At 62.0% G+C, this 26,532-nt stretch carries 23 protein-coding genes; 14 read left to right on the top strand and 9 right to left on the bottom strand.

All coding sequences use genetic code 11. From position 1 onward, the window contains the following. Window positions 1-1,665: 1,665 nt before the first annotated feature. The 4 genes from NCR39_RS24080 to NCR39_RS24065 are packed head-to-tail and all read right to left on the bottom strand — an operon-like array spanning window position 1,666 to window position 6,020. Entirely contained in the window at window positions 1,666-2,586 is a 921-nt protein-coding gene (locus NCR39_RS24080) for an alpha/beta hydrolase (protein WP_250454600.1), read from the bottom strand. 44 nt (window positions 2,587-2,630) lie between these two features. Then, complete coding sequence (locus NCR39_RS24075) at window positions 2,631-4,091, bottom strand: aldehyde dehydrogenase (RefSeq protein ID WP_250454599.1); 1,461 nt, start codon at window positions 4,089-4,091, stop codon at window positions 2,631-2,633. Then, entirely contained in the window at window positions 4,036-5,223 is a 1,188-nt protein-coding gene (locus tag NCR39_RS24070) for a zinc-dependent alcohol dehydrogenase family protein (protein WP_250454598.1), read from the bottom strand. The genes NCR39_RS24075 and NCR39_RS24070 overlap by 56 nt, the downstream gene beginning before the upstream one ends. Further along, a complete protein-coding gene (locus tag NCR39_RS24065; protein WP_250454597.1) occupies window positions 5,220-6,020 on the bottom strand; it encodes an SDR family NAD(P)-dependent oxidoreductase in 801 nt (266 codons plus the stop codon). Before NCR39_RS24065 ends, NCR39_RS24070 begins: the two co-directional genes overlap by 4 nt. Window positions 6,021-6,264: 244 nt before the next feature. Between NCR39_RS24065 and NCR39_RS24060 the strand changes: the two genes are divergently transcribed. From NCR39_RS24060 to NCR39_RS24050, 3 genes are all read left to right on the top strand, one after another. Next, complete coding sequence (locus tag NCR39_RS24060; protein WP_250454596.1) at window positions 6,265-7,518, top strand: CaiB/BaiF CoA transferase family protein; 1,254 nt, start codon at window positions 6,265-6,267, stop codon at window positions 7,516-7,518. Window positions 7,519-7,590: 72 nt separating this feature from the next. Continuing rightward, entirely contained in the window at window positions 7,591-8,517 is a 927-nt protein-coding gene (locus tag NCR39_RS24055; protein ID WP_250454595.1) for a LysR family transcriptional regulator, read from the top strand. Window positions 8,518-8,986: 469 nt separating this feature from the next. Further along, window positions 8,987-10,264, top strand: coding sequence for an MFS transporter (locus tag NCR39_RS24050; RefSeq protein WP_250455149.1), 1,278 nt, complete (start codon window positions 8,987-8,989; stop codon window positions 10,262-10,264). Window positions 10,265-10,523: 259 nt separating this feature from the next. On the opposite strand, the gene NCR39_RS24045 is transcribed toward NCR39_RS24050, so the two are convergent. Further along, window positions 10,524-11,405: an alpha/beta fold hydrolase gene (locus NCR39_RS24045; protein ID WP_250454594.1), complete on the bottom strand. Its 882-nt coding sequence runs from the start codon at window positions 11,403-11,405 to the stop codon at window positions 10,524-10,526. A 294-nt stretch (window positions 11,406-11,699) separates the two neighbouring features. Here NCR39_RS24045 and NCR39_RS24040 point away from each other — a divergent pair, with 294 nt between their 5' ends. Beyond that, on the top strand, window positions 11,700-12,656 hold the full coding sequence (locus NCR39_RS24040) for a LysR family transcriptional regulator (RefSeq protein ID WP_250455148.1): 957 nt from the start codon (window positions 11,700-11,702) through the stop codon (window positions 12,654-12,656). A 38-nt stretch (window positions 12,657-12,694) separates the two neighbouring features. On the opposite strand, the gene NCR39_RS24035 is transcribed toward NCR39_RS24040, so the two are convergent. Continuing rightward, window positions 12,695-13,849, bottom strand: a complete 1,155-nt coding sequence (locus NCR39_RS24035) for a porin (RefSeq protein WP_250454593.1) — start codon at window positions 13,847-13,849, stop codon at window positions 12,695-12,697. A gap of 579 nt (window positions 13,850-14,428) precedes the next feature. On the opposite strand from NCR39_RS24035, the gene NCR39_RS24030 reads away from it, so the two are divergent. Further along, window positions 14,429-14,797 carry a BON domain-containing protein gene (locus NCR39_RS24030; RefSeq protein WP_250454592.1) on the top strand — a complete coding sequence of 123 codons (369 nt, stop codon included), beginning with the start codon at window positions 14,429-14,431 and terminating at the stop codon, window positions 14,795-14,797. A 39-nt stretch (window positions 14,798-14,836) separates the two neighbouring features. Here the strand turns inward: NCR39_RS24030 and NCR39_RS24025 are convergent, their stop codons facing one another. Next, window positions 14,837-15,646 (bottom strand): enoyl-CoA hydratase/isomerase family protein, encoded by an 810-nt coding sequence (locus tag NCR39_RS24025; protein WP_250454591.1) that lies wholly within the window; start codon window positions 15,644-15,646, stop codon window positions 14,837-14,839. A 342-nt stretch (window positions 15,647-15,988) separates the two neighbouring features. Between NCR39_RS24025 and NCR39_RS24020 the strand changes: the two genes are divergently transcribed. Continuing rightward, a complete protein-coding gene (locus tag NCR39_RS24020) occupies window positions 15,989-16,219 on the top strand; it encodes a hypothetical protein (RefSeq protein ID WP_250454590.1) in 231 nt (76 codons plus the stop codon). A gap of 130 nt (window positions 16,220-16,349) precedes the next feature. Here the strand turns inward: NCR39_RS24020 and NCR39_RS24015 are convergent, their stop codons facing one another. Continuing rightward, on the bottom strand, window positions 16,350-17,282 hold the full coding sequence (locus NCR39_RS24015; protein WP_250454589.1) for an electron transfer flavoprotein subunit alpha/FixB family protein: 933 nt from the start codon (window positions 17,280-17,282) through the stop codon (window positions 16,350-16,352). Between the two features lie 16 nt (window positions 17,283-17,298). Next, the gene (locus tag NCR39_RS24010; RefSeq protein ID WP_250454588.1) at window positions 17,299-18,048 is read right to left on the bottom strand and encodes an electron transfer flavoprotein subunit beta/FixA family protein; all 750 of its coding nucleotides are present in this window, start codon (window positions 18,046-18,048) and stop codon (window positions 17,299-17,301) included. 254 nt (window positions 18,049-18,302) lie between these two features. Here NCR39_RS24010 and NCR39_RS24005 point away from each other — a divergent pair, with 254 nt between their 5' ends. The 8 genes from NCR39_RS24005 (at window position 18,303) to NCR39_RS23970 (ending at window position 26,501) form a co-directional block, all read left to right on the top strand. Continuing rightward, on the top strand, window positions 18,303-19,457 hold the full coding sequence (locus NCR39_RS24005; protein ID WP_250454587.1) for a CaiB/BaiF CoA transferase family protein: 1,155 nt from the start codon (window positions 18,303-18,305) through the stop codon (window positions 19,455-19,457). A 153-nt stretch (window positions 19,458-19,610) separates the two neighbouring features. After that, the gene (locus tag NCR39_RS24000) at window positions 19,611-20,753 is read left to right on the top strand and encodes an acyl-CoA dehydrogenase family protein (protein WP_250454586.1); all 1,143 of its coding nucleotides are present in this window, start codon (window positions 19,611-19,613) and stop codon (window positions 20,751-20,753) included. Between the two features lie 82 nt (window positions 20,754-20,835). Then, window positions 20,836-21,333: a MaoC family dehydratase gene (locus NCR39_RS23995; RefSeq protein ID WP_250454585.1), complete on the top strand. Its 498-nt coding sequence runs from the start codon at window positions 20,836-20,838 to the stop codon at window positions 21,331-21,333. 11 nt (window positions 21,334-21,344) lie between these two features. Beyond that, the gene (locus tag NCR39_RS23990; protein ID WP_250454584.1) at window positions 21,345-22,556 is read left to right on the top strand and encodes a thiolase family protein; all 1,212 of its coding nucleotides are present in this window, start codon (window positions 21,345-21,347) and stop codon (window positions 22,554-22,556) included. A 19-nt stretch (window positions 22,557-22,575) separates the two neighbouring features. Then, entirely contained in the window at window positions 22,576-23,004 is a 429-nt protein-coding gene (locus NCR39_RS23985; RefSeq protein ID WP_250454583.1) for a Zn-ribbon domain-containing OB-fold protein, read from the top strand. A gap of 67 nt (window positions 23,005-23,071) precedes the next feature. Further along, on the top strand, window positions 23,072-24,313 hold the full coding sequence (locus NCR39_RS23980; RefSeq protein ID WP_250454582.1) for a CaiB/BaiF CoA transferase family protein: 1,242 nt from the start codon (window positions 23,072-23,074) through the stop codon (window positions 24,311-24,313). A gap of 1 nt (window position 24,314) precedes the next feature. Further along, window positions 24,315-25,463 carry a CaiB/BaiF CoA transferase family protein gene (locus tag NCR39_RS23975; protein WP_250454581.1) on the top strand — a complete coding sequence of 383 codons (1,149 nt, stop codon included), beginning with the start codon at window positions 24,315-24,317 and terminating at the stop codon, window positions 25,461-25,463. A gap of 108 nt (window positions 25,464-25,571) precedes the next feature. Further along, window positions 25,572-26,501 (top strand): LysR family transcriptional regulator, encoded by a 930-nt coding sequence (locus tag NCR39_RS23970; protein WP_250454580.1) that lies wholly within the window; start codon window positions 25,572-25,574, stop codon window positions 26,499-26,501. The last annotated feature ends 31 nt before the right edge of the window (window positions 26,502-26,532 follow it).

Below are 26,532 nucleotides of genomic sequence, written 5' to 3'. Positions count from 1 at the left end.
TCGAATTGTTGTGAAAGGGCACCTGCCGGACGCGGAGCTTGCGCTGTTCATCAGACATCCTTTTGATCATGAGTGAAATGCGGCACATGATAGCCGCGCAGATGACTGCGACGTACCGCCTTAAACTTTACCGAGTGGAGGCGGCGTGTCAACGCGTGGCCGTCAGTGGTTCAGTACATCCTAATCCGTAGCCCATTCAATCGACGTGCGAATGTAAGAGCAAGAAGTGCATCACTGCGTCGTCGGACCCATCGTTTGCATCAATTTTCGATCGCCTGCCAGCGTCGCCTACGTCTGCATATCCGGCGTGCGGAAAAGACCGAAGACGGTAAAGAAAGCTTAACCGTGGGCGTCCGTCAAGACCGGTTGCTGTTCTCTAATCGCGCAGTAGATGGTCGTATGGATTATTCATGCAATTCAGTGAATCCGCATCAAGTTGCGTAAATGAGTGAACAAGGGTTAACAGCGCAGAGAGATACCAAGACAGCACGGGAATTCTATGTTCCGGCGACGGCTGAAACTGTGAATTTTGAGTGTAATAGCGAAACATTTGAGTGGCTGGTCGTTGGTAGAACGATATTGTTGCCACGAGTAACGGCGGTTCGTACGGCCGAAGACGCGGCGTTGCACTTATTGACGCTAGCTGCCTGATCTTCATTGCTAAGCACTTGGATCGATCACGATACGACTGTTGGCATATAGACGCAACACGATCAGCATTGAGTTCCGTACTCTGAAACTGCGACGACGCAAAGATCCGTCTCCCGAACGTGATATCCATTGTGCGGCCAGACACCTACTCCAAGCGCATGGTATCGCCGCGCAGGTTCTGGCGGTCGTCAGCGAAATCTTGAGCGATTAAGGGATTGCTGCTCAAGACGGGATCGGCAGTCGATAGTACGTTGATTGCAGCACCCATTTCGGCAAAACGAGTCGGAAGCATGCGATCCAGCGGTTAAGACGGTTAAGGAAGCCCTGCACAACGCGCTTTGCATGCTTTCGTCCGATACAGACGACGGCAGGAGGCGAACAAATACCGAGTGGATTTGACGTTTTGTCGCGAACACGTTGGCCTGCCAATGTCCGTAGGCGAGTCGTTAGACTCACAGCTCGTAATTGAAGTGAGCGTCGGAGGCCGAGTTCGTTGTGCGATGCCCCATTAGGCTCGACGATACCATCGAGCTCAAGGTTGATCGGTGGAAGACGGCGAACGGCACGTCGATCAAAGCAAAGAAATGGGTCTTGCATCTGGTCAACGGTCTTCAACGTCCTGGCATCTTCTGCATCGACTGGCAGCCAGAAACGGCCCTTAAGCTCCGAGCGCGATCATGTGTTCGGCCGTGCAGTTCTTTCTACTGGACGAAAATCATGCTGCGTCGGTTAGCCGGAATCTGTGCCTGAAGGGCAATGCTCCTACGGGGAGTTTATAGGGTTGCGCAGTCAAGCGATTTCCGCGTGCCATCTCATGATTCGGGAAACGTGTGGGATTGGTTGATACGTCGTTGTGCTTCCACGACCAGCTACCGGTGGATGCGATGCTTGCCGTCAGTCTCTCGATGACGTCGCTCATCGTCGACGTGGAGGTAAAGGCTTCTAGTCTTCAACGACAAGTTTCCGAGGTTGTCGCGCACGAGTCGCAGACTCGTAACCGGAAAGCCGGAACCCTCACAGGTACTTTTTGAAAAATGGAGTCAGTTTCGCAAGAGCTTGGGCCACGGGCTCCGGCTTATCGTACAGATCGTAGTGCGACCAACCTTCGACGACGACAAGCTCCTTTTTCTTCGACGCTGCACGACCGATAATTTCGCAGCCGTCTCGATACGCCCCAAAGGCACCCACCTTGTCCCCGACCACGACCATCAGCGGCTGTGTAAGCAGTACTTCCGCCAGGTGGAACGCGTCCCAGCCGACCGCTGCGGCCTGGTGCGAGAACAACGAACGATTGAGACCGTTCGGTTTCTGTCCGCGAGGCGTGCGATAGTACTCGGTCGCGCCGGTTATGTCGGTCTCCGTGATTCCGCGTTTCTTCGCCTCCTCGGGGGACGGCGGGAGAAGATCATCGACGCGCAATGAAGTGCCGCGTGCTTCGGCCGTGCGCTGCTTCGCCATCGCTTCGAGCGCGCCGATGGGATCGTAGCCGCTGAATCCCTCACGCATGAGCCTTCCAAAGTTGGCGCCCGTGACGGTTCCCACTGCCTTGATGCGGCGCTCGGTCATTGCCGCGTTGATCGCGTAGCCGCCACCGCCGCAGATGCCGAGCACACCGATGCGATCTTCGTCGACATAGGGTAGCGTCACCAGATAGTCCGCGACATGGCGGAAATCCTCCACGCGCAGCGTCGGATCTTCAATGAAGCGGGGCACGCCTCCACTTGCACCCTGGAAGCTGGCGTCGAAGGCGACGACGACGAAACCTTCCTTGGCCAACGCCTCACCGTAGACGTTGCCGGACGTCTGCTCCTTGCAACTACCGATCGGGTGAGCACTGATGATTGCAGGATACTTCCCGGCTTCGTTGAAGCCGGGAGGAAAATGAACGTCGGCCGCAATATCCCAGTACGGTGTTTTGATGCTAACGGTCTTCATATGACTTACCTCGATAGACATAGCTACGTTTCACCTTGCAGGCGTCAGGCCATCACGATCGTCTTGGATTCCATGAAAGCCATCAAGCCCTCGATGCCGCCTTCTCGCCCGATTCCAGACTGTTTAAAGCCCCCGAAGCCGATCGAAAAATCGGTGCGAGGACCGTTATATCCGACCGTGCCGGATCGGAGTTGCCTGGCCACTCGCATCGCTCGCTCTCGATCGTTGGTGAAGACGGCTGCGTTAAGACCAAATGGCGTGTCATTGGCGACACGGATTGCGTCTGCTTCGTCGTTGACCGGAATAACGCTGAGCACCGGGCCGAAGATTTCTTCCTGAGCGATTGCCGACCGATTATCGACGTTGCCGAACACGGTCGGTTCGAAGAAGAATCCGCGTTTGATATGCGGGGGTCTTCTGCCTCCCGTCGCAAGCAGTGCGCCTTCCGCTACGCCCTTGGCGACAAATCGCTCGACCGTATCGCGCTGGCGAGCGCTTGCGAGCGGGCCCGACGTCGTTTCTACCTCGAACGGGTCGCCCAGCACGATTTTTCCCGCGACGTCGGACAGCGCCTGGACCATCAAGTCGTGTTTGTCGCGCGGCACGATCACACGAGTAAGGCTGTGACAGATCTGCCCGGTGTTATAGCCGAAATAAGACTGTCCCAGCGTCCGGGCGGCGGTCTCGATATCGTAATCGTCGAGGACGATTGCGGGCGATTTGCCGCCAAGCTCGAGCGTGACACGCGCCACGCGATTGCCGGCAATGGACGCGATCCTCCGCCCGGCGGCAGTCGAGCCGGTAAAAGTGATCTTGTCGACGCCGGGATGACGAACGAGTTCTTCGGAAACGTCGCGATCCGCCGTCACGACGTTAATCACGCCGGGAGGAAGGCCGATTTCCTCGCATATCTCGGCGAACATATAGGCAGAGCATGGTGCTTCGGGAGGCGACTTGATGACGACCGTGCAACCCGCGAGCAAGGCAGGTGCTGTCTTGTAGGCCATCAGTCCGGCAGGACCGTTCCAGGGAATGATTTCAGCGACGACGCCGACCGGTTCGTACAAGCGGTATGCCTGGTTTCCTGTGACCGCGCGATGTTCCTCTTCGAACGCGAACGTCGATGCCATTGCCGCATACTGACGGAACGCGCCGCTGATGAACAAGCCGATACGCGGCTGAGCGACCTTATACACGATGCCTGTTTCGGTCGACCATACGCGCGCGAAATCATCGTTACGCTCTTCAAGACGCTGCGCGAACCGTTCGAGATACGCCGCGCGTTCCTGCGGATTCAGACGCGGCCATGGTCCCGTGTCGAAGGCCTCACGAGCCGCGGCCACGGCGCGCTGCATATCCGCCGACGATGCCTTGGCCACCGTAGCCACCACTTCCTCCGTCGAGCAATCGAGCACGTCGAACGTTTCTTCGGTCGACGGTGCAATCCACTCACCGCCGATGAAGAGGCGCAGCGGATGCTTCAGTTGAATTGTTCTTGCTGACATTGATGCCTCTTTCGTCAGAATAGGAAGACGCCTTTGCCACCGGTCTGATTGTTGAAGTTTGCATAGGCTTCCCGCGCTTGTTCGAGCTTCCACTCGTGGGTGAAAAGCCGATCCACTTCCACGCCGTGATGCGCGATAAAGCGAGACAGTCCCGCATGGCAGTTTCGGAAAAGGTGAAGGATCCCAACAGCATCCTTTGCTTACCGATGAGGTCTTTCATGACGTCGAGGGTGACATTTCCCCCCACAGCGACGAGAGCGATACGCCCCCAAACCTGCGTGCTGCGCACCGCCTGACTCCTCGCTGATTCGACGCCCGCGCACTCCACGGCGCATGAGACACCCTTACCGCCGGTGAGCTTGAGAATTTCATCGACCGGGTCCAGCCTGCTTGCATCGATCGCGTGCGCGACGCCGAACCCCTTCGAGCGTTCGACGCGTTGCGGGTTGATGTCGGCACCGAATACCTCGACGCCCATTGCGGCCGCGAGCTGCGCCGTCGAGAGCCCGACAGGCCCCAGGCCGTAGACTGCGAGCGAATCGCGTGCGCTGATATTCAGGCGCAAAAGGGCGCCATACGCCGTGCCGGTGCCGCAGGCCACGGCGGCGCCGCCTTTGAACGAGACGTCCGCAGTCAGGTGAACCAGAGACGAGACGGGCACCTTCATGAAATCCGCGTGCCCGCCGTGGCTCGACACGCCATAAATTCGTGCACCTTGCTCGCAGAGCTGAGTCCAGCCGGTTCTGCAGTGATCGCAGCAGTTACAGCCTGCATAGTGGAAAACCATCACACGATCGCCGACCTTGAATGACCGCCGGTCGACGTCCGGTCCGACGGCCGCTATGACCCCGCAGGGCTCGTGTCCGCCGATGATCCTGTCGGACTCGGCGCGATCCGCAAGTCCGAGCATGGCGAGCGAATGCTTCATCCCATCGCGGTAGTAATGCAGGTCTGTGCCGCACATTCCCGAAGCCTTCATTTCGATGATGGCCTCTCCCGTGCCGGGAACGGGATCGTCGAAGTCACCGACCTCAACCCTGCAATCGCCTTGAAAAATCATGCCGCGCACTGAAGTCTCCAGTTCGTCACATCCGTCTTCGCGGATGGTTTCAAGCTCTTGCGAGCGGATCAATGGATCGTGAGCCCGCCGGTCGGACTAAGCGTTGCGCCCGTGAGATAAGCCGATTCGTCGGAAGCGAGGAACGTGACCACGCGGCCGATATCCGTCGGCGCCGCGACGCCGAGCGGACAACCGGCGACGATCTTTTCGTATTGTTTGCGGTGATGGTCCGATACCTTGCTCGCCTCGCCGAACACGGCCTCCCAGGACGGACTGTCGCGCACGACGGTGACGCAAACGCAGTTGACGCGTATCCGGTCGCGAGCGAGCTCTCTGGCAATCACCTTGCTTGCGCGGATCAATCCGCCCGCGAACGTCGACACGGCGGTTTGCCCCGATGTCGGCACGCGGCCGCCTTCGGAGGTCAGGAAGATGACGCTGCCGCCCCCGCGAGGGCGCATGAAGGGCAGTGCCGCCTGAACCGGTAGCAGCTTCGCGCTCGTATTCTCGGCGATGAGGGCTGCCACGCGCGCCAGATCGATTTCGGCGAACGGGCCGCGCACTTGCGGCGAGCGGGCTTCGTCGTCGTTGCCGCCCGCATTCGCGACGACGATGTCGATGCCGCCGTATCTGCGCGCGGTCTCTTCGGCGAGTGCTGTCATGTCGTCTTTGGATCGCACGTCGCCGGCGATGAAATCGGCGGTGGCGCCGCTTTGTCGCAATACAGCGAGCACGGCGTCTGCTTTTGCGACGCTGCGCCCGCTGATTACCACGGTGGCTCCAGCCGCCGCGAGCTGCAACGCGACGCCCTTTCCGATGCCGCCGGTGCCGCCGGTGACGACGGCCACCTTTCCTTCCAGATTGCTCATTGCTGTGCGCCTTCGATGGTTTAACAAGTCGGCTCGCGCGAGCCCGAATCAATCCTAGTCGCGCATCTCATCCAAAGCGATTGCCGTTTTTCGAACCTGCGCTTGATGTTCCGCGAATCGATTCGTGATGCATGCATTCGTATCTTTGCAACGCCGCTTTCACGAACCGTCAATCGTCACTACAGATCGCCAGGGATAGCATTCGAGGCAGGTCGAAGAGCACAGACAGAGCAAGGAGACAGATATGGAAGCAGCCGTTCAATCCGAGCGCGCCACGCAAGCGACAGCAGCCGACCGTCCGCTGTCGGGCATTCGCGTTCTGACCGTCGAAAACTTCATCGCCGCGCCGTTCGCGTCGATGTGGCTCGCCGATGCTGGTGCCGAAGTCGTCAAGATCGAAACGCCCGACGGCGGAGACTTCGCACGCAGCACCAGCCCGACGAAACCCGGCATCGACGGTAGGCCGAGCGGCTTGTCGTTCCTGCGCGCGAACCGCAACAAGAAGAGCGTGACGCTCGATCTCAAGCACCCTGAAGGCAAGCGGATCTTCAAGTCGCTCGCGGCCGAGGCGGACGTCGTGCTGGAAAACCTGCGGCCGAACGTGATGGACCGCCTCGGCCTCGGCTATGCGGAACTCAGTCGCATCAATCCACGGCTCATCTACGCTGCCATCTCCGGTTTTGGACACGCCGATAATCAACCGAGCCCATACGGCGACTTGCCGGCATTCGATATCGTCGGCCAGGCGATGAGCGGCCTCATGTATCGGCCTGAACGCAGCGGAGACCGGCCCGTCTATCTCGGCTTTTCGCTCGCGGACATTCAGTGTGGCAATCTCGCGCTGCATGGAATCATGCTGGCGCTGCTTCATCGGGCACGCAGCGGCCGTGGCAAGAAGATCGATATCTCGATGGTCGACGCATCGCTCGTTCTCAACGAAATCTCGGTCACCATGTACTCGGCAACGAAACAGGTCGCGCCGCCGGGCGTACACGCGGTCACCGCACCCTTCGGTACGTATCGGGTGGCGGACGGCTATATCGTCATAGCGGTGATCGGCGAGCACATCTGGAAGCGCTTCTGCGAGGTCATCGGCCGGCCCGAACTCGTCGACGATGCCCGCTTCGAAAGCGGCACATCCCGGCGAGAAAACATGGGCGCGCTGAACGCGCATATCGACGCATGGCTCGACGGCAAGTGCCGCGACGAAGCCCTGGGCCTGCTTCGCGCGGGCGGCGTGCCATGCTCGACGGTGAACGACGTCCCCGATCTTTTTGCCTGCCCGCACGTCGCCGCGCGCAACATGCTCATGCAACTCGACGACCCCGTGTGGGGCAAAATCCACGTCACAGGCAATCCGATCAAGATGTCCGACGTGCCCGAACCGGAAAGCAACTTGCCGCCGCTGCTCGGCGAGCACAACTGCGACGTCTTGCGCGACTGGCTCGGCATGAGCGAAGCGCAGATCGGAGCGCTGCGTGAACAGCATACGATCTGAGCGTGTCCGGCTCCCCGCCGATTGACGGCCGATCAGGGCGGGCATAGGCTCTGAACCATTCAGGGAGCCGCCATGACCGCACTGAGCGTCCACACACTGACCCGACGCGTCGATTTGTTCACGCTGCGCCTGTTTCTCTCGGTCGTCGAGGAGCAGCAGATGCGGCGCGCCGCTCAACGCGAGAACATCACGCCGCCCGCCGCGACGCGGCGCATCCAGGAACTCGAGGAAGTCGCGGGCATCGCGCTATTCGAGCGCATGCCGGGTGGCATGACGCCCAGCCCGGCGGGTGAAGTACTCGCGCGTCACGTGCGTCTCATGTTCGCCAATTTCGATGTCATGCGCCGGGAGATCGCCGAATTCACCGAAGGTGTCCGCGGGCAGGTCGGCATCAGTTCGACGAGCACGATCATCGTTCATTTTCTGGCGCGGGAGATAGCCGACTTCCGGCGCGACTTTCCGCTCGTGGATATCGATCTGCACGAGGATGCCAACGTCAACGTCGTCGGCGCCGTGCTGTCGGGCAAGGCCGATCTCGCGATGTTCTATGCGACGAACGACGTCCACCACGAGGGGCTCGATATCGTCGAATACCGCACGGACCGGCTCGCCGCGATCGTGCCGCGCAGACATCCGCTCGGCGAGCGCGCCAGCGTGACCACGCGCGATTTGCTCGACGAAGACCTGATCGGCATTTCGCCGACTACGTCGATGATGACCCAGTTGCGCCAGGCGGCTGCCGCGCTCGGCCGGGACCTGCGCCTGAAGTACACGGTGACGACCATCGAAGCGGCCCGCAGTCTCGTCAAGGCCGGGCTCGGCGTCACGATCCAGCCGGAGAGCATGCTGCCGAAGGAAGAACTCGCCTCGCTGACGATAGTGGCGCTAGACGAACCGTGGGCGAAGCGGCAACTGTGCATCGGCACGAAGCGCGGCGTGTCGCTGACGCCCGCGGCGAGGGCGCTCATCGCGCAACTCACGGCTTCGGCCGGCGAGTGAGCGCACAGCCTCGGACTGTAGCCTGCACCGCACTTCGAACTCGCGCTGCCTTCGGCCGGATCATGTCCGTGCATCCCATCGACAACGGCCTCGGGCTCGTGGCGCAATCATTCGCCGATCGTACGGGCCGCGCGGCGCGTGCGAGCTGCATCACTGTGTGAACGAGAACTGTCATCGCCTCTCCTGATTGGGTGCGCAATCGAATCGAACAATCACCTTAGGCGCGCAATCCCGGTCGAACAATTGCAATGATTCGAATTGGCGATTCGAATCATTCGAATCGACAGGCCGTGGCGGGATTCGGGAATATCGAAGAGGCGATTCGAAAACCATCACTAGGTTGGCCGATTTCGCCTGCCTATATTGAAGCGGCTCATTCGAAGCGTCCGCCATCAGGCATCCAAACAATCAGACAGGAGACGATGTGAACCCTTCTTCACCCCCGACACGAAGCAGTCTATTCGTGGTCATGCTGTGTTTTCTGACGATCGCGGTCGACGGCTACGATCTCATCGTCTACGGCGCGACCATCCCGCGTTTATTGGAAGAACCCGGCTGGAACCTGAGTCCCGCGAGCGCGGGGATGATCGGCAGCTGGACCCTCGCCGGACTGATGGTGGGCCTGCTCGGCGCGGGCCCGCTTTCGGATCGCATCGGACGTCGCAAGCTCATGATGGCAGGCGTGTTGTGGTTTTCGCTCGGCTCGCTGCTCTGCGCGATCGCGCATTCGCCGCAGGCGCTCGGCATCGCGCGTTTCGTCACCGGGATCGGGCTCGGCGGCGTGGTGCCGTCGTCGGTGGCGCTCACGATCGAATACGCACCGCGCAGCCGTCGCCAGCTCTACAGCGCGATCGCGCTCACGGGCTATCCGGTCGGCGGCGTGTTATGCGCGCTGCTCGCCATCGCGACGCTGCAAAGTCACGGCTGGCGTCTGCTGTACGGCTACGGCGCGTTGTATGTGCTGATCTTGCCGGTCATGTGGTTCTTCCTTCCTGAGTCCGTGAGCTATTTGCTGGATCGCGGCCGCACCGATGAAGCGCGTACGCTCGCGGCACGCTACGCAATCGATCTCGATGAAGTTGCGCGCGATGAAGAGGAGCATCGCCGAACACGCGTCGCGGCTGCGGGAGCGCGGGGGTACAGGTTGCTGACATCGCCCGAATTCCGGTCGGCGCTGCTTCTGTTCGCGCTCGTGTGCTTCTGCGGGCAACTTGTCGTCTATGGCCTCAACGCGTGGTTGCCGCAGTTGATGCGCAAGTCGGGTTACGCGCTCGGCTCGTCGCTGCAGTTTCTGCTGGTGATGCAGTGCGGCGCCGTACTGGGAAACCTGACAGGTTCGTGGCTCGCGGACCGGCTGGGGCCGAAGCGTGTGCTCGTGCCGTTCTTTCTGATTGGCGCGGTCTCGCTGCTCGTGTTGAGCCAGAAGCCGGATTATGTGTGGCTCACGCTCGCGGTGTTTGGCGCAGGCCTTGGTTCGATCGGCTCGGTGACGCTCGGTTACGGTTATATCGGCGCATATTTTCCGGCATCGTGCCGTGGCTCCGCCATCGGCGCCGCGCAAGGTATCGGGCGCATCGGCTCCATTCTGGGACCGATGATCGGCGGGTGGGTGCTCGGCTCGAACCTCGACCATCACTGGAACTTCTATGCGTTCGCGATTCCCGCCGTGATCGCCGCCGTGGTTGTGACGCTGATTCCGAAAGCCGCGCCATCCGAAGTCGCGTATGTGCAGGCAAAGAGCACATGACGGCGGCGAGCGATAGGTGAAACTCATGCGCGATGAATGGTGCAGGCTCGCCGAGGGGAGGGGAGTGTCATCGCGCCGGTGCTTCGATGGTCGAAGCGCCGGCTATTTCGCGTTAGCGCGCGCGTGAGACGTTCGTCGTGGTGAGGGTTGTGCGCGGTTCTGTCGATGGCATCACGAGCGAGTCGCAGAGCAGGCCACATGCACGGTCATATCTTCGGCTTGCGACGCAATACAGGCTTGCTCGGCAAGAAAGGCGCGGTCACGCGCAGTCGTAGAGACGCCGGGTGCGCGGCCGTTCAGCTTGTGCGATTCTGACGATGTATCGCATCGCCTCTTCACCATATATGTCGTTGCCTTCCCACGCACTCGCGTGCCCCGCGTCCCGCAAGCTCACATACTCGGCATGTGGGCAAAACCTCAGAAACTCTGCGACGCCCGCTTCGCTGACCACGTCGGAACGTTCACCACGCATGAGCAAAGTAGGCAACGTGAGCTTGCGCGCGGATGCGCACAGCCGTTGACGGCGGCGCCCCATGTCGCGTGGCCATGCGACGAAATGCGGATCCCAAGGCCGGCGATGGCTATGCTCGTCCTTCGGCCGCAGAAAAAGCGCGGCCGGCGAGTGGACGGCATCGTCGCACGGTTCGAAGCCACTCGACCAGCGCCGCAGCGATGACTGAATACGCGCCACGCCCGCCGGTTCCGTTTGGGGCGCAATGTTGACGAGAATGAGGGCACGCGCGTCCACATAGCCTTCTCCGACCGCGAGCAAGCTGGTTGCACCGCCCGTCGCAGCACCGACGAGCACGGGACGCACCATGCCCAACGACGACGCGATGCATTCCAGATCGCGCACCATGGCGACCTGACTGTCGTTTGCATCCGACGGCCAACCGGAGTCTCCGTGACCGCGGGCATCGAATGCGACGGCGAAAAAGCCTGCCTCGCCGAGCATCATGCCCGTCCGGCTCCATGAATGGCGTGTCTGTCCCGCGCCATGCAGCAGAATCACGGGGATGCCGCTGGGGTCGCCCCACGAGTCGCCAGCCAGAAGAACGCCGTCCGCGCTTCTCAAGCGATGCGTGGGTGGGGAATCGTTTATCGGAAGCGTGCCTGCGTCGATTGAGGACATCATTTTCATCTGCTTGCTCTGGACCTTGTTTCGAGGGCGTTGACCGAACTTCTTTCGGCCCCGCACATGCCCAATCTCAAGGCGAAGCGTGCCCGTGTCAACCGCTTGACCCATATTGTTCCGTATATCGAATTGATCGAAAAAGCCCAGCGTGGCCGAGCGCGCTCCGAGAGGGCATCGGCGATTGGCTTGAACGGCGGTTTCCGCTACGATCAGGCTCTCTCGAATCTGCCGCAGGCTGGGCTCATCACCGCATCATGTTCGCGGACCGGCCCGTCTTCGACACTCAACAAAGAACCCAAGATGGACAGGCTCCAAGCGATGTGCACATTCGTCCGGGTGGCGGAAGAGGGCAGCTTCACCGTCGCAGCGGAGCGCATGAACATGGCAACGGCGGTTGCGTCGCGCGCCGTATCCAGCCTGGAAGCGCACTTGCGCACGCGGCTCTTCAATCGCAGCACGCGGCGCGTCGCGCTAACGGAAGCCGGACAGCGCTATCTGGAACGCTGCCAGCGGATTCTCGGCTACATCGACGAAGCGGAGGCCGAGGCCGCAGACGCCCAGGCGCGCCCTTCCGGGCGCTTGCGCGTGCATGCGACGACGGGCTTTGGGCAGGCCTACATGGTGCCGGGCATTATCCGATATCAGGAGAAGTATCCTTCAGTCACGGTCGATCTGACGCTCTCGCAGCATGTGCCCGACATCATCGACGAAGGTTACGACGTCACGCTCCAGGTGAGCCCCGCCGAACTGCCCGACTCCGCGTTGGTTTCGCTGCGGCTCGGCACGGTGCACAGCGTGCTGTGCGCCGCTCCCGAATATCTGCGCGATCACGGCACGCCGCAATGCGTCGAGGACCTGGCGGCACACCCTTGCCTGCAGATTGTCACTCATGTCTTTCCACGAGACTGCTGGCATCTGGACGGACCCAAAGGTCGCGAAACGCTTGCGCTCAAGCCGACGACGTTTCAGGTGAACATTGCCGAAGCGCTTGCGGGTGCATTGCGAGAGGGCGTCGGCATCGGAGCGCTGCCGATGTCGTCAGCCGTGCCCGCGCTGGCGAGCGGGGCACTCGTGCGCGTGCTGCCGGAGTACCAGTTGCAGCAGTTGACGGTATACGCGCTATACGCCTCGCGCGAGTATCTCGACGCGAAAATCAGGACCTTCGTCGACTTTCTCAGGGACTACATTCCAATGTCGCTCGCCGCCGCCGACACCGCGCTGACCGTACAAAGAAAAGCGGCCCGCAAGGGCCGCTAGCCAACTATGCGCACGTGCGCCGGCGCATTCCAGCGCACTCAGAACTTGTGCCGCATCGCGATGCGCACGAGCACCTGGTTCTTTGTCGTCGATGCATCCGGCGCGGCTGTCCCGCCCGTACCGAAGGTGTCCGGAGCGAGCGATGCAACGGGCGCGTCGCCGACCGCGCGTTGCCACGCGCCGAGCAGGTAGACATCGGTGCGCTTGCTGAGGAAGTAGTCGGCGATCAATTGGACTTGGTGATACTTCGGGCTCGCATCGGTCGAATGCAGCTTGCCGTCGGTGAAGCTATAGATGCCGGCGAGCGAGAGGGCCGGCGTGAGGAAGTAGTTGGCATTGACTTCGTAGTTATCGAAGCTGAGCCGGTCGGTCGCCGAATCAAATTTCGAATGGCTGTAGACGAATGCCACCCTGCCGCCATTGAATGAATACGCGCCGCCCCCGCTTATCACGTCTTCCTTGGTCACGGCCGAGGGCAGCCCGCTGGTTCCCAGGGCGGAGGTGCGGGTTACGTTGATGTAGTCACCGGAAATCGCGCCCACCGCGTTGCTGTTGGGCGAATTCAGGTGCAGATAACCCACGGCGAGATTGACCGACGAAGCAGCATACGATGCCCCGAGACTCCAGACACGATTGCTCGCGAAACCCGAGTTCGCGGCGCCGGTATTGGCACTGTTGCTAAAGCCGTACAGGCCGCCGAACTTGAGGCCGCGAAAATCGGGACTCGCATATTTCACCGAATTGCTGATGCGAAAGTCGTTGTCGAGATTGTCGTTGTCGAACGGGTGCGCGAGGCCCGTATAGGGAATGCCGCTCAGCGCCTGAACGTAGTCGACGACGGAGTCGTACTGCCGTCCGAAGGTGAGGCCGCCGAACCTGTCGTGGCTCAGGCCGACCCATGCCTGACGGCCGAACTCGCGACCGCCCTGCTGGAGCGAGCCTGTGGCGAGCGCAAAGCCGTTCTCCAGTTGGAAGATGGCTTTCAGTCCGCCTCCCAGATCTTCGACGCCCTTCAAGCCCCAGCGGTTGCCTTGAAGCACGCCGGTCGTCATCGTGAAGTTGGATTTGCCGCCGTCGTTGTTGATGTAGTTGAAGCCCGCATCGAGCAGGCCGTATAACGTCACGCTGCTTTGCGCGTGGGCCATGCCCGCGCAGGAACCGAGTGCCGCAACCATTAGGATTCGCTTCTTCATCGACCAGTCTCCATGTTATGTTGGTAAGGAATGTGTTCCAAACTCGTGACGCTTTCGCATTGATTAGTCATCCGAAAGCTGCGCGCGTGTGCCGTTTTCGTCGAAGACACACATCACGTCTCTTTTTTTGCACACAATGAAGCGCGTGGCCATTGCCCGTCAACGCGGGCCCGCAAAACATTCCGTACTTCGAGACGCCGGCGTTTCTTTCGAACACTGTGAGGAGAAATTCGGCATGGAACCGAAGCGACAACCTGAATCTCGCGGCAGTCGGACGGCAAGGTCGCGAGCGGCGGCTCGCACCTGCCTGATCAGGCGAATGGACATAAACGTCTCGCGTATTTCCGAAGGACGGAACAGAAGGCGCCAGCCCGTTGACGCGCGGCGCGGCGAGTCTATGATCGGACACTGCTCGCTACGGAATGGGTCGCTTCCCGGCGAGCTTTTTACGTCGTCGAAATAGCGTTACCCGCCGTTGCCAGGATGAGGAAGGTGGCTATTCGAAGCGACACATAACACCATCTAAAATTGCTCTTCTTCCCTCTAGGAGAGCCGCATCTCGACAGGAGGAAACACTCTATGAAGGCAACTCAGGCATTCAAGCTGGCTGTCGGTGTCATGCTAATCGGTGCCTCGCTTCAAGCGTACGCTCAGGACGCCTCAGCACCCACCGGTGCCGCGAGCGGCACGCCTCTCACCGCTGCGCAGCAGAACAAGGCTTCAAGATCCGCCAACCGGGCGCTCTCCCGCAAGGTACGCGCCGCACTCGCAAGGGACAAGAGTATCAATGTCGCCAACGTTACCGTGCGCGCGAAAGAGGGTGCCGTGACGCTTCAGGGTACGGTGCCGGATTCATCACAAATCGACCGCGCCACCGAGGTCGCGCAGAGGGTAGCTGGTGTCGCGTCGCTTAAAAACGCGCTCACCGTTCGTCCTGCGGGAAGTTGAGCGAGCGCGGCATGACGCCGCGCATTGCCGTGCCGTCGCCTACTGAGGTAACCGGGCTGAAGGAAAGTCCGGCTGTCGCTTGCCGCGCATGGCGGCCACTCCTTCTTTGACGTCCGCGCCGAGGAAGCACAACATCTCCATGGCGAGCGAGTTGTCGAAGATGGGACCCGCCATGTGCATCCAGCTATTGAGCGACTTCTTGGTCGCGCGGATCGCAGTCTGGCTGCCGCACGCCAGCTTGGCGGCGATGGCCAGCGATTTGACCAGCACGTCGGCACGCGGCGTACTGAAGGTGACAAGGCCGATACGCTCGGCCTCTTTGCCGTCGACGAAGTCCGCCGTCATCAGGTAGTACTTGGCCTTCGCCATGCCGCAGAGCAGCGGCCATACGATGGCGCCGTGGTCGCCCGCCGACACGCCCAAACGCGCGTGACCATCGCTCAGACGTGCGTCTTCCGCCATGACACTGACGTCCGCGAGCAGCGCGACGACAAGCCCTGCGCCTACGGCCGTTCCGTTGATGGCGGAAATGATGGGCTTATCGCAGGCCAGCATGTTGTAGACAAGGTCGGAGGCTTCCTTCATCACGCGCATGGTAGCTTCGTGACTGGTCGACATCTCTTCGACCACGGACAGATCGCCGCCCGCGGAAAAGGCGCGATCGCCCGCACCTGTGACAACGATCGCCTTGACCGTGGGATCGTCGTTGGCCACGCCCCAAACCTGCGTCAGTTCCCAGTGCATTCTGTTGTTGGTCGCGTTCATGACCTCCGGACGATTCAGTGTGATGAGCAATACGCCGTCAGCCTGGCGCTCGAACAGAAGGAACTGAAAGTCTTCGTATCGCATGTGGGAATCCAGAGTTGAGTTGAAAGATGGCGACGCATATTGAACTCGCCGGCATCGATTGGCGCAACATGTGCGGCGCGGTCGTTCCGTACTTCGACGACCGTGCGAAACCGGTTTGCTGAAAGCGCCACGCGTGCCGCCGCCGCGTCATGAGTTCCGTCGCTTCTCAACCAAACATATGTTCGCGAGGTGAACGTTCGTGACTTTCATTCACCTGGCGTGTCGTGCAGTCAAAGTACGGAACGCGTTGATCGGTGCCGTTGACGCCCGGTTGCGGCAGGTCGCACGATGAGTGCAATGACAAACGCATTTGCAGCGGGTGGCTGAAAGCAGGAGAGGGTGATGAACGTGACGAGAAAGACCTTGCGCGACGCAATCGAGAGTTGGCTGACACCGAATGGCGCGATCCCCTTTCGCATCTACTTTCTGCGGCGTACGGCATGCAGACGATGCGTGAGGATCGATGCCCGGGCAGCGAAGGGCGATGTCGCGATCTGCTTCTTCCAGCACGAGGACGGCGCGTGGCATGTATTCCCGCCGCTGCCGCGTCACGCGACGATGCGTATCGCCTAGCCGTCGCCGCCGAATGTGCTCGGCGCCGACGTAGCGATCACGCGACGAGGCCGTGGAGCCCGAACTGTCAATGACGCCGGGCTTGCCTCGAAACTTTTTCGCCGAGGTTTCTGCGCCTCGGACATGACTTCTATAGTTCGCTTGCGAGTTCCGGCACGAGCGCGAAGAGATCGCCGACGACACCGTAATCGGCCACGCTGAAGATCGGCGCTTCCGCATCCTTGTTGATCGCGACGATCACCTTCGAATCCTTCATGCCCGCCAGATGCTGGATCGCGCCGGAGATGCCGACCGCCACGTAGAGCTGCGGCGCGACGATCTTGCCTGTCTGGCCGACCTGATAATCGTTCGGCACGTAGCCCGCATCGACCGCTGCGCGCGATGCGCCCAGCGCTGCGCCCAGCTTGTCCGCCAGCGGCTCCAGCACCTTCGTGTAATTTTCGCCGCTGCCCAGGCCGCGGCCGCCCGACACGATGATGCTCGCGCTCGTGAGTTCCGGGCGATCCAGCTTCGTCACTTCACGGCTGACGAACTGCGACTTGCCCGCGTCCGGCGCCGCGTCGATTTTCTCGACCGATGCGCTGCCGCCTTCAGCCGCAACCGGATCGAAGCCTGTCGCGCGCACCGTGATGACCTTGATCGGATCGCTCGACTGAACCGTTGCTATTGCGTTGCCCGCGTAGATCGGACGCTCGAACGTATCGGCACTGTCGACTTTCGTGATGTCGGAGATCTGTGCGACGTCCAGCATCGCCGCGATGCGCGGCGCGACGTTCTTGCCATACGCGGTGGCCGGCGCGAGGACGTGCGAATAATCCTTCGCGATGTTCAGCACGGTCGCCTCGACGTTTTCCGCCAATCCCGCTTCGAGCTGTGGCGCGTCGGCCAGCAGCACCCTGGAAACGCCTGCGATCTTCGCCGCCGCATCCGCCGCGCCTTGCGCGCCGTGGCCCGCGACGAGCACGTGAATGTCGCCGCCGATCTTTGCCGCTGCTGCAACCGTATTCAGCGTCGCGGCCTTCAGCGACGCGTTGTCATGTTCCGCGATTACGAGAATCGTCATGTCTTTCTGCTCCCTCTCACAGTACCTTGGCTTCGGTCTTCAGCTTTTCGACCAGTGTCTTCACATCCGGCACCTGCACGCCGGCCGCCCGCTTCGCCGGTTCAGTCACTTTGAGCGTCTTGATCCGCGGCGCGACATCTACGCCGAGGTCTTCGGGCTTCACGGTTTCCAGCGGCTTCTTCTTCGCCTTCATGATGTTCGGCAACGTCACGTAGCGCGGCGCGTTCAGGCGCAGGTCCGTCGTGACGACGGCCGGCAGCGTCAACGAAAGCGTTTCCGTGCCGCCGTCCACTTCGCGCGCGACAGTTGCACGGCCGTCGGCGATCGTCACCTTCGATGCGAACGTCGCTTGCGGGAAGCCGGCCAGCGCAGCCAGCATCTGCCCGGTCTGGTTCGAGTCGTCGTCGATGGCCTGCTTGCCGAGAATCACCAACTGCGGCTGCTCCTTGTCGACCAGCGCTTTGAGCACCTTTGCGACGCCCAGCGGCTCGACGCCGTCGTTCGACTGCACGAGGATCGCGCGATCCGCGCCGATCGCCAGCGCCGTGCGCAGCGTTTCCTGCGCCTGCGCGACGCCGACCGATACGGCGATCACTTCGGTTGCGACGCCCGCTTCCTTCAGCCGGACCGCTTCTTCCACGGCGATTTCATCGAACGGGTTCATCGACATCTTCACGCTCGCGATGTCGACGCCCGACTGATCCGATTTGACGCTGACCTTCACGTTCGCGTCCACGACACGCTTGACGGGGACCAATATCTTCACTTTGCATCTCCTTTCCATTCAACATTGAACCGAAGGCCGCGTGTGCGGCCATTACATTGGCATGGTGTTCACAGTGGCGGTTCGGTCGGCGTGGCGTCAATACCGCTCGAACGATGGTTCCGTACTTCGGAAGGCTGCCGGATCGCCTAATTCGCGGTTTCGACTGCAGCGAAATGCCGGTTCGATAAATCGAAATTGGACTGCCTGCCTGACACGCGTAAGCTTGAACGGGCACTTCCATGGAGACACTCTCGATGCACAACGCTAAAGGGCCGCTGGCAGGTATCAGGGTCGTGGAACTAGGTGGTGTAGGGCCTGTGCCGTTCTGCTGCATGCTGTTGTCGGATCTCGGCGCCGATGTCATTCGTATCGACCGGCCGCCCGGCTATGACGGCGGTCAGCCCGGCGATCCCCGCTTCAACCTGCTGAATCGCGGCCGACGCAGCGCCGCACTCGATCTGAAGAAAAAGGAAGCGGCCGAGGCGATCCTCAAGCTCGCCGGTCAGGCCGACGCGTTGATCGAAGGCTTTCGCCCGGGCGTCGCGGAGAAGCTGGGACTCGGACCCGACGCTTGCCTTGCGGCGAACCCCGCGCTCGTCTACGGCCGCATGACCGGCTGGGGGCAGCATGGTCCGCTTGCGCAGGCGCCGGGCCACGACATCAACTACATCTCGCTGAGCGGCGTGCTGCACTCGGTCGGCGTGGCCGGCGGACCGCCCGTGATTCCCCTCAATCTGGCGGGCGATTTCGGCGGCGGCTCGCTGTATCTCGCGCTCGGCGTGGTATCGGCGATTCTCGAGAGCAAGCGCTCGGGGAAGGGGCAGGTCGTGGACGCCGCGATGGTCGATGGCTCCGCTTCGCTGATGACGCTCTTCTACGGAATGTTCGCGAGCGGGTATTGGAAGGACGAGCGCGGCAGCAATCGTCTGGACTCCGGTGCGCCCTGGTACAACGTGTACGAGACTGCCGACGGCCGCTGGCTCAGCATCGGTTCGAACGAAGCGCGCTTCTGGCGCAATACGCTGGCGATGCTGGGCGTGCGCGAAGAAGAGATGCCTGACCAGCACGATCGTTCCCGCTGGCCGGAGATGCATGCGAAGTTCGCCGCGATCTTCCGAACGCGTACCCGCGACGAATGGTGCGCGCTCGCCGAGGGCCGCGATGTCTGCATCGCGCCGGTCATGTCGCTGGCGGAAGCACCGGACCATCCGCACTTGCGCGCACGACAGACGTTCGTCGAACGCGACGGAGTAATCCAGCCCGCGCCCGCGCCACGCTTCAGCAGAACGCCCGGCGAGATCCAGTCGGCGCCTGCGCTGCCCGGCGAGCATACCGACGAGGTGCTCGGCGACTGGGGATTTACCGCCATCGAACTCGAGACGCTGCGGGAGGCCGGCGCGATCTCGTGACATCGCCGCGGCCGTATGGGCGGCAGCCGATTTCGATATTTCGAATCGTCACTTCAGAAACGGTCAGTTGGTTTGCGGCGCGTGAAGTCATAAGCTCGTTCCACGATGAACATGCGGCTGCTTCCGCAGACGTCAACACATGGAGCGAAGACAATGGCTAACTTTCTCGACGACTCGCAAACGATGTGGCTCGAAACCGTGAACAAGTTCATGGACAACGAGATCACGGTCGAATACGTGCGCAAGTGCGACACGAACCGCGACTACCCGTACGAAGCGTATGAAAAAATCGCGCAGCAAGGTTGGCTCGGCATCCTGATTCCGGAAACCGAAGGCGGTTCGGGCGGCGACATCTTCGATTATTCGCTCATGGCCGAAGGGCTCGGCAAGTTCGGCTTCGACTTCGCGTGCTCGGTGCTGGTGCCGACGTTCACCGCGATGAACATCATCAAGTTCGGCACGCAGGCGCAGAAGAAGCAATACGTGCAGCCGTTCATCGACGGCAAGATCCGCTTCTCGGTGTCCATCTCCGAACCCGATGCGGGCTCCGACGCCGCGAACACGAAGACGCGTGCACGTCGCGACAGCAACGGCGACTGGGTCGTCAGCGGCCAGAAGCTCTGGTGCAGTGGCGCCGCCGCGAAGAACACCGTGATCGCGATGCTGGTGCGAACGAGCACGGATGACAAGCACAAGGGCCTGTCGGTGCTGCTCATTCCGAACGACACGCCGGGCATGGTGATCAACAAGCTGCCGACGTTGTCGCGTCACGCGACGGGCACGACCGAGATCTTCCTCGACGAAGTGCGCGTGCCGGCCGATGCGCTGCTGGGCGAGGAAGGCCAGGGCTGGAAAATCATCACCGAACACCTCGAACTCGAACGTTGTGCGGTAGCCGCGGCTTATACGGGCAATGCACAGCAGGCCGTCACGACGGCCACGCGTTACGCACACGATCGTATTCAGTTCGAGCACCAACTGTACGACTTCCAGGTGATTCGCCACATGCTCGCCGACTGCCAGACCAAGGTCGACGCCGCGCGCCTGCTGTGCTATCGCGCCGCGCGGATGGCGGCCGATCACGTGCCGTGCAGCCGTGAAGTGTCGATGGCGAAGCTGTACGGCTCGGAAACGCTGAAGGAAAGCGCGTTGGCCGGCATGCAGATTCTCGGGGGCTACGCGAATCTGCCGGAAGCGGACATGGAGCGTTATCTGCGCGAGAGCATCCAGTCGACGATCGGCGGCGGCACGTCGCAGATCCAGCGCACGATCATCGCGAAGTCGATGCGCCAGTAACGTCTATCCATCTGTCGCCGGTGCGGCGCGCTTGTTGCCGCCGCGCCGCATTCGAGCATTCAACTGATCAGGAGACTCCGCCATGAGCGGCATCAACAACAGCATCAACATTCCCCTCGACGAACTGGAAGTCGGCATGAAGTTCCGCTCGCCCGGCCGCACCGTGACCGAAAGCGACGTCGTGATGTTCTGCATGTTCACGGGCAACTGGATCGAGATCCACTCGAACAAGGAATACGCGGAGAAGACGCGCTGGGGCGAGCGCATCGTGCAGGGCATGCTGACGTTCTCGCTGATCTCCGGCCTTCTGCAATTCGGCCCCGCGATCCAGGCGAACTATGGCGTCGACAAGATGCGCTTCCTGAATCCCGTGAAGATCGGCGACACGGTCTACGCGAGCGCCGAGATCATCGCCAAGAAGGAAAAGGACGACAAGTTCGGCGTCGGCACGATGTTGATCCAGGCGTACAACCAGCGCGGCGAAGTCGTGCAGCGCAGCGAATGGAGCCTGTTGATGCTCCGCAAGCGCGCGGACCTCGATGCGCTGATCGCCGAAGCGCAACCCGAGTTCAAGGTCTGAGGAGCGCAGCCATGACTCCTCGTCCGGTTGCGGCGATCGTCGGCATGGGCGATGCCTATGCATCGCGCGCGAATCGCAAGGATCCGCTTCAGTTGGCCGCCGAGGCAACGCTCGACGCGCTTGCGGAAGCGGGCATCCGCAAGGATCAGGTCGATGCGGTGTTCACGGGACGTTCGCCATGGGCCGACAAGCGTTCGCAGTGGAGCAACATCTTCATCTCGCACATGCAGATGCCGGTGACGATCACGAGCGAGGTGACGATGCATGGCGCGGGCCTGACGTCCACGCTCGCCATCGCTTCGCAGATGATCGCGGCGGGGCGCGCGCAATACGTGCTGTGCCTGCAGAGCGACGCGACCGAGCTGTTCGTCGACGCGGTCGCGATGGGCGCGGAAGCGGATGCCGATCCGCAGTTCGAGATTCCGTACGGCCCAACGATTCCAGCGCTCTACGCGCAGGCCGCGCAGCGCTACTTTCACGAATTCGGCATCACTGAAAGCGATCTCGCCGACGTCGCGATCGCGAACCAGCGCTGGGGGCGCCATCATCCGCACGCGGCGAAGGCGAAGTTCGGCGAGATCGATCGTGCGACGGTGCTGTCGTCTCCCTATGTCGCGACGCCGCTGCGCCGCTGGATGTGTTCGACGTGGGGCGGCGGCACGGGTGGCGCGTTCGTCGTGACGTCGCCGGAGAATGCGCGCAATGCACGCGATCCCGTGTATCTGCTCGGGTACGGATCGGCGACGACGCACGAATACCTGACCGACCGGATGAACATGCGTCATTGCCGGTACGAAAGCCTCGGTGCATTCCCGAACCTGACCACCACCGCCACGGCCGAGGCGGCGCGACAGGCCTATGCGATGTCGGGGCTGGCACCGTCCGATATCGACATGGCGCAGATCTCGGTGAATTTCGCGCACATGGGGCCGATCGTGATGGAAGACCTGGGGTTCGCGAAGAAAGGGCACGGCATCGACCTCTATCGCGAAGGACGAACCGGTGTCGACGGCGACCTGCCGACCGACACGAACGGCGGCTGGCTGTCGTTCGGGCAACCCGGCATCTCGTGCAACATGGACAGCATGATCGAGGCCGTGCGGCAACTGCGCGGGAAGGCACTGGGGCTTGCGCCGTCGCGCCGCCCCGAGACCGTGCTGGTGCAGGGCGCGGGTGGGATGCTGGCCGCCGGCGCGGTGGTGCTGCTGTCTACCGCAACGTGATACCCGATCGAGATCATTCATGACCGAAACGCATTCGCCGCATTTGCCACATTCCTGGCCGCAGCCGTACCGGCTGCTCGATGCGCAACCCTACTGGGATGCGCTGGCAGAAGACAAGCTGACGTTCCAGCGCTGCACTTCATGCAGCGAATCCGTGTGGCCGGCTCACTCGTTCTGCACGCACTGCGGTGCGAAGTCGCTCGACTGGATCGAGTCGTGCGGCCGCGGCGAGATCTATTCGCACAGCACGGTTCTACGTGGGCCGACACCCGTGTGGGCCGAGATCGCGCCGTACACGGTCGGTTTCATCCGGATGGACGAAGGCTACTACCTCTTCGCGCAGATAGACGAAGCACCCGAAGCGATACGGATCGGGCAGCGCGTCGAAGTCCGGTTCGTGCAGCGTGGCGCACAGAAGCTGCCTGTGTTCGTACTAGCGTCATCCTGAAGGCTGTTCATTCACGGAGGAGACATCGTGAATAAGCTGAACGAACACCCCGTCGACGGAGGCTGACATGGCCGGACCACTGGACGGTGTGCGCATACTCGACCTGACGTCGAATTTCATGGGCCCGTATGCATCGCTGTTGCTGGCGGACATGGGCGCCGACGTGTGCAAGATCGAATCGCGCGATGGCGACACCACGCGCAACATCGGACCCAGCCGCAATCCCGGCATGGGGCCGATCTTCCTGCATCTGAATCGCAACAAGCGCAGCCTCGTGCTGGACCTGAAGCATCCGGACGGCATCGCCGCGCTCAAGCGCATGGCGCAAGCCGCCGACGTGCTGCTCTACAGCATGCGTCCGCATACGATGGCGAGGCTCGGCGTCGGCTACGAGGATGTTCGCAAGCTCAACCCCCGCATCATCTACTGCGGCGCATTCGGCTTCGGGCAAAACGGCCCCTATGCGACGCGCCCGGCCTACGACGATCTGATTCAGGCTGCGGTCGGCATGCCGGTGCTGCAAAGCCGCAAGAGCGGCCCGCCGGCCTATGTCGCGACGGCGGTCGCCGATCGTGTCGTCGGCATGGCGACCAGCAATGCAGTCGCCATGGCGCTGTACTGGCGCGAGAAGACCGGCATCGGCCAGCAGGTATTCGTTCCGATGATGGAAACCTTTGCGCATTTCGTGCTCGGCGATCACTTGTACGGACACACATTCGTGCCGCCCATCGGCGACTGGGGCTATGCGCGGATGATGAATCCGGATCGCCGTCCCTATCGCACGCGCGACGGCTACATCGGCGTGAACGTGTACGCGGACCATCACTGGAAGCGCTTCTTCGTGCTGTCCGGGCATCCGGAGATGGCCGAGGATCCGCGCTTCAACAACATCGGCGGGCGCACCGAACATATCGCGCAGTTGTACGCGTTTCTCGCAGATGTCTTCGAGACGCGGACCACGGCCGAATGGGTGAGCACGCTGACCGAAGCCGACATTCCGGTGATCGAGATGAATACGCCCGAGACGGTCATCGACGATCCGCACATGAAAGCGGTCGGCTTCTTCGCGGAGCAGGATCACCCGTCCGAGGGGCGGATCCGCACGCTCGGCATTGCGCAGCAATGGAGCGAGAGCGTGCCGGAACTTCGCCATCCTGCGCCACGGCTCGGCGAGCATTCGGTGGCGTTGCTGACGGAGTATGGCTTCAGCCGCGCTGAAATCGACGGGATGCTGCGTTCCGGCGGCATCTATGCGCCGGTGACGGATGCCGCGCCGCAATCTCGAAACGTACTGGATCAGGAGAAGTGACATGTTGCGCGATCTGCCGCTGTCGGGTGTTGTGGTGGTCGAACTGAGCGACAGCGCGTCGGCGCCGTTCGCCGGAAGGATCCTGGCGGCGCTGGGTGCCGAGGTGTGGAAGGTCGAGCGCCCCACGGGCGATTCGGCGCGCGGTTGGGGGCCGAGCGAGTGGAGGGGCAGCAGCGCCGCCTATCACGGCCTCAATCGCGGCAAGCGCGCGATTTCCATCGATATCAAGGATCGGGATCAACTTGCGACGTTGCATCGGCTGATCGCGGAACATGCGGACGTGTTTCTCCACAACCTGCGACCGGGATCGAGCGCGCAATACGGGCTCGACGCCGACAGCCTGCGCGTAACCAAGCCGGAACTCGTCTGCTGCGAGATCGGCGCATTCGGCCATCTCGGGCCGCTGAACACGCTGCCCGGCTACGATCCGCTGATGCAGGCGTTTTCGGGGATCATGAGCATCACCGGCGAGGACGGCCAAGCGCCGGTTCGCGCCGGTGTGTCGATCGTCGATTTCGGTTCGGGGTTGTGGGCGGCCGTCGGCATCCTGTCTGCGTTATATCGCCGTCAGGTCAAGCATTGCGGCGCGACCGTCAACGGTTCGCTGCTGGAAACGGCGCTGGCATGGATGACGGTCAATGTCGCGAACTACAGCGCCGATGGCGATATGGGCGGCCGGCACGGCTCCGGCGTCGCGTTCATCGTGCCGCATCGCGCGTACTTGGCAAGCGACGGTCATCTGATCATCAGCGCCGCGAACGATGCGCTGTTCGCGAAGCTGTGCGCGGCACTGGATCACCCCGAGTGGGCGCTCGACGACCGGTTCGCGACCAATGCGGGGCGGCTCACGAACCGGACGGAGATAGACCGCCTGATCGGCGAGCGGCTGGCGACCGGTTCCCGCGCGGCCTGGCAAGCGAAGCTCCAGGCGGCCGGCGTACCCGTGGCGCCGATCCAGACGACGGCGGAAGTGCTCGGGCATGCGCAGACGCATGCGCTCGGCATTATCGAAAAGCCGTCGGACGACGAAATCGGACTGGTCGGGCTGCCGCTGTCGTTCGACGGCAAGCGCGCGCCGCCTTTGCATGCGGCACGGGACATCGGTGCCGACAACCCATTGCTCGAAACGTTGCTCGATCCGAGCCGCTAGCCTGTCGCCGGTCGCATCTCGTAAGATAATCCCGATGCGGATCTCGCCCGGCGCGCTATGTCGGCCGCAGGTTCCGACAACGTCATGAAGACGTGCATGAGGGGAGACATGAGTACTTTCAATCGCCTGCATCTGATCCGGCAGGTCGATCTGCTCACCTTGAAGCTGTTCTTGTCGGCGGTCGAGGAACAGCAGATCGGGCTGGCGGCGATTCGCGAAAACGTGGCCGCATCGACGGCGACCAAGCGCATTCAGGATCTCGAGGACGTTGCGGGAATCAAATTGCTCGAACGCGGCCCGAAGGGCGTTGTGCCGAGTCCCGCGGGCGAGGTCCTCGTCCGTTATATCCGCCGGATTTTCGACAATCTCGACGGCATGCGCGCGGAGATTGCGTCGTTCACCGACGGCATGCGCGGCGAGCTGACGATTGCGTCGGCGCGATCGATCATCGTGCCGTTTCTCGCGCGTGAAGTAGGCGACTTCCAGCGCGAATATCCCCTCGTGGATCTCGTGATCAGGGAACTGGAGAATGCCGAGGTCGTCCAGGCGGTCGCGCGCGGCGAGGCCGACGTCGGCGTATTCGCGGCGGCGCACAAGCTCGATCTCGGCGGTGTCGACGTGACGCCGTACCGGGAGGATCGCCTGATTGCCGTCGTTCCGCAGGGACACCCGCTTGCCGGGCGCGCGAGCGTCACTATCCAGGATCTACTGGAGGAAAATCTGATCGTGGTTGGCGCGATGCTCGGCGCGATCCAGGCGGCTGCGGGTCGACTCGGCAGAGCGTTTCAGCCGCGATACGGCGTCCGGAGCGCAGGCGTGGCCGTCAGTCTGGTGCAGGCCGGGCTCGGTGTGACGGTTCAGCCGGAATGCCTGGTGAGTCATGAACTGTTCAGCCGTGTTGCCGTGCTGGACCTGACGGAGCCGTGGGCCGTTCGGCGCGTACAGATCGCGACGGCACGCGGTCGTGAGCTGAATCCGATCGCGCGCGCGCTCGTCGAGCAACTGCTCGATCAACCGGGAGACACGCGGGCCGCGTGAGGCATCATCGACACGCGCCGGTCATCGGCAT

The organism is Caballeronia sp. ATUFL_M2_KS44 (assembly GCF_023630965.1).
GTDB lineage: Bacteria > Pseudomonadota > Gammaproteobacteria > Burkholderiales > Burkholderiaceae > Caballeronia > Caballeronia concitans.
The sequence above is the reverse complement of the archived record's forward strand: the minus strand, read 5'-3'. Positions and strand labels throughout refer to the sequence as shown.

Coding starts and splice junctions, on each gene's coding strand:
- NCR39_RS24080 (WP_250454600.1), bottom strand. CDS start 2,586: ATGAAGACCGTTAGCATCAAAACACCGTACTGGGATATTGCGGCCGAC.
- NCR39_RS24075 (WP_250454599.1), bottom strand. CDS start 4,091: ATGTCAGCAAGAACAATTCAACTGAAGCATCCGCTGCGCCTCTTCATC.
- NCR39_RS24065 (WP_250454597.1), bottom strand. CDS start 6,020: ATGAGCAATCTGGAAGGAAAGGTGGCCGTCGTCACCGGCGGCACCGGC.
- NCR39_RS24060 (WP_250454596.1), top strand. CDS start 6,265: ATGGAAGCAGCCGTTCAATCCGAGCGCGCCACGCAAGCGACAGCAGCC.
- NCR39_RS24055 (WP_250454595.1), top strand. CDS start 7,591: ATGACCGCACTGAGCGTCCACACACTGACCCGACGCGTCGATTTGTTC.
- NCR39_RS24050 (WP_250455149.1), top strand. CDS start 8,987: ATGCTGTGTTTTCTGACGATCGCGGTCGACGGCTACGATCTCATCGTC.
- NCR39_RS24045 (WP_250454594.1), bottom strand. CDS start 11,405: ATGAAAATGATGTCCTCAATCGACGCAGGCACGCTTCCGATAAACGAT.
- NCR39_RS24040 (WP_250455148.1), top strand. CDS start 11,700: ATGGACAGGCTCCAAGCGATGTGCACATTCGTCCGGGTGGCGGAAGAG.
- NCR39_RS24035 (WP_250454593.1), bottom strand. CDS start 13,849: ATGAAGAAGCGAATCCTAATGGTTGCGGCACTCGGTTCCTGCGCGGGC.
- NCR39_RS24030 (WP_250454592.1), top strand. CDS start 14,429: ATGAAGGCAACTCAGGCATTCAAGCTGGCTGTCGGTGTCATGCTAATC.
- NCR39_RS24025 (WP_250454591.1), bottom strand. CDS start 15,646: ATGCGATACGAAGACTTTCAGTTCCTTCTGTTCGAGCGCCAGGCTGAC.
- NCR39_RS24020 (WP_250454590.1), top strand. CDS start 15,989: ATGAACGTGACGAGAAAGACCTTGCGCGACGCAATCGAGAGTTGGCTG.
- NCR39_RS24015 (WP_250454589.1), bottom strand. CDS start 17,282: ATGACGATTCTCGTAATCGCGGAACATGACAACGCGTCGCTGAAGGCC.
- NCR39_RS24005 (WP_250454587.1), top strand. CDS start 18,303: ATGCACAACGCTAAAGGGCCGCTGGCAGGTATCAGGGTCGTGGAACTA.
- NCR39_RS24000 (WP_250454586.1), top strand. CDS start 19,611: ATGGCTAACTTTCTCGACGACTCGCAAACGATGTGGCTCGAAACCGTG.
- NCR39_RS23995 (WP_250454585.1), top strand. CDS start 20,836: ATGAGCGGCATCAACAACAGCATCAACATTCCCCTCGACGAACTGGAA.
- NCR39_RS23990 (WP_250454584.1), top strand. CDS start 21,345: ATGACTCCTCGTCCGGTTGCGGCGATCGTCGGCATGGGCGATGCCTAT.
- NCR39_RS23985 (WP_250454583.1), top strand. CDS start 22,576: ATGACCGAAACGCATTCGCCGCATTTGCCACATTCCTGGCCGCAGCCG.
- NCR39_RS23980 (WP_250454582.1), top strand. CDS start 23,072: ATGGCCGGACCACTGGACGGTGTGCGCATACTCGACCTGACGTCGAAT.
- NCR39_RS23975 (WP_250454581.1), top strand. CDS start 24,315: ATGTTGCGCGATCTGCCGCTGTCGGGTGTTGTGGTGGTCGAACTGAGC.
- NCR39_RS23970 (WP_250454580.1), top strand. CDS start 25,572: ATGAGTACTTTCAATCGCCTGCATCTGATCCGGCAGGTCGATCTGCTC.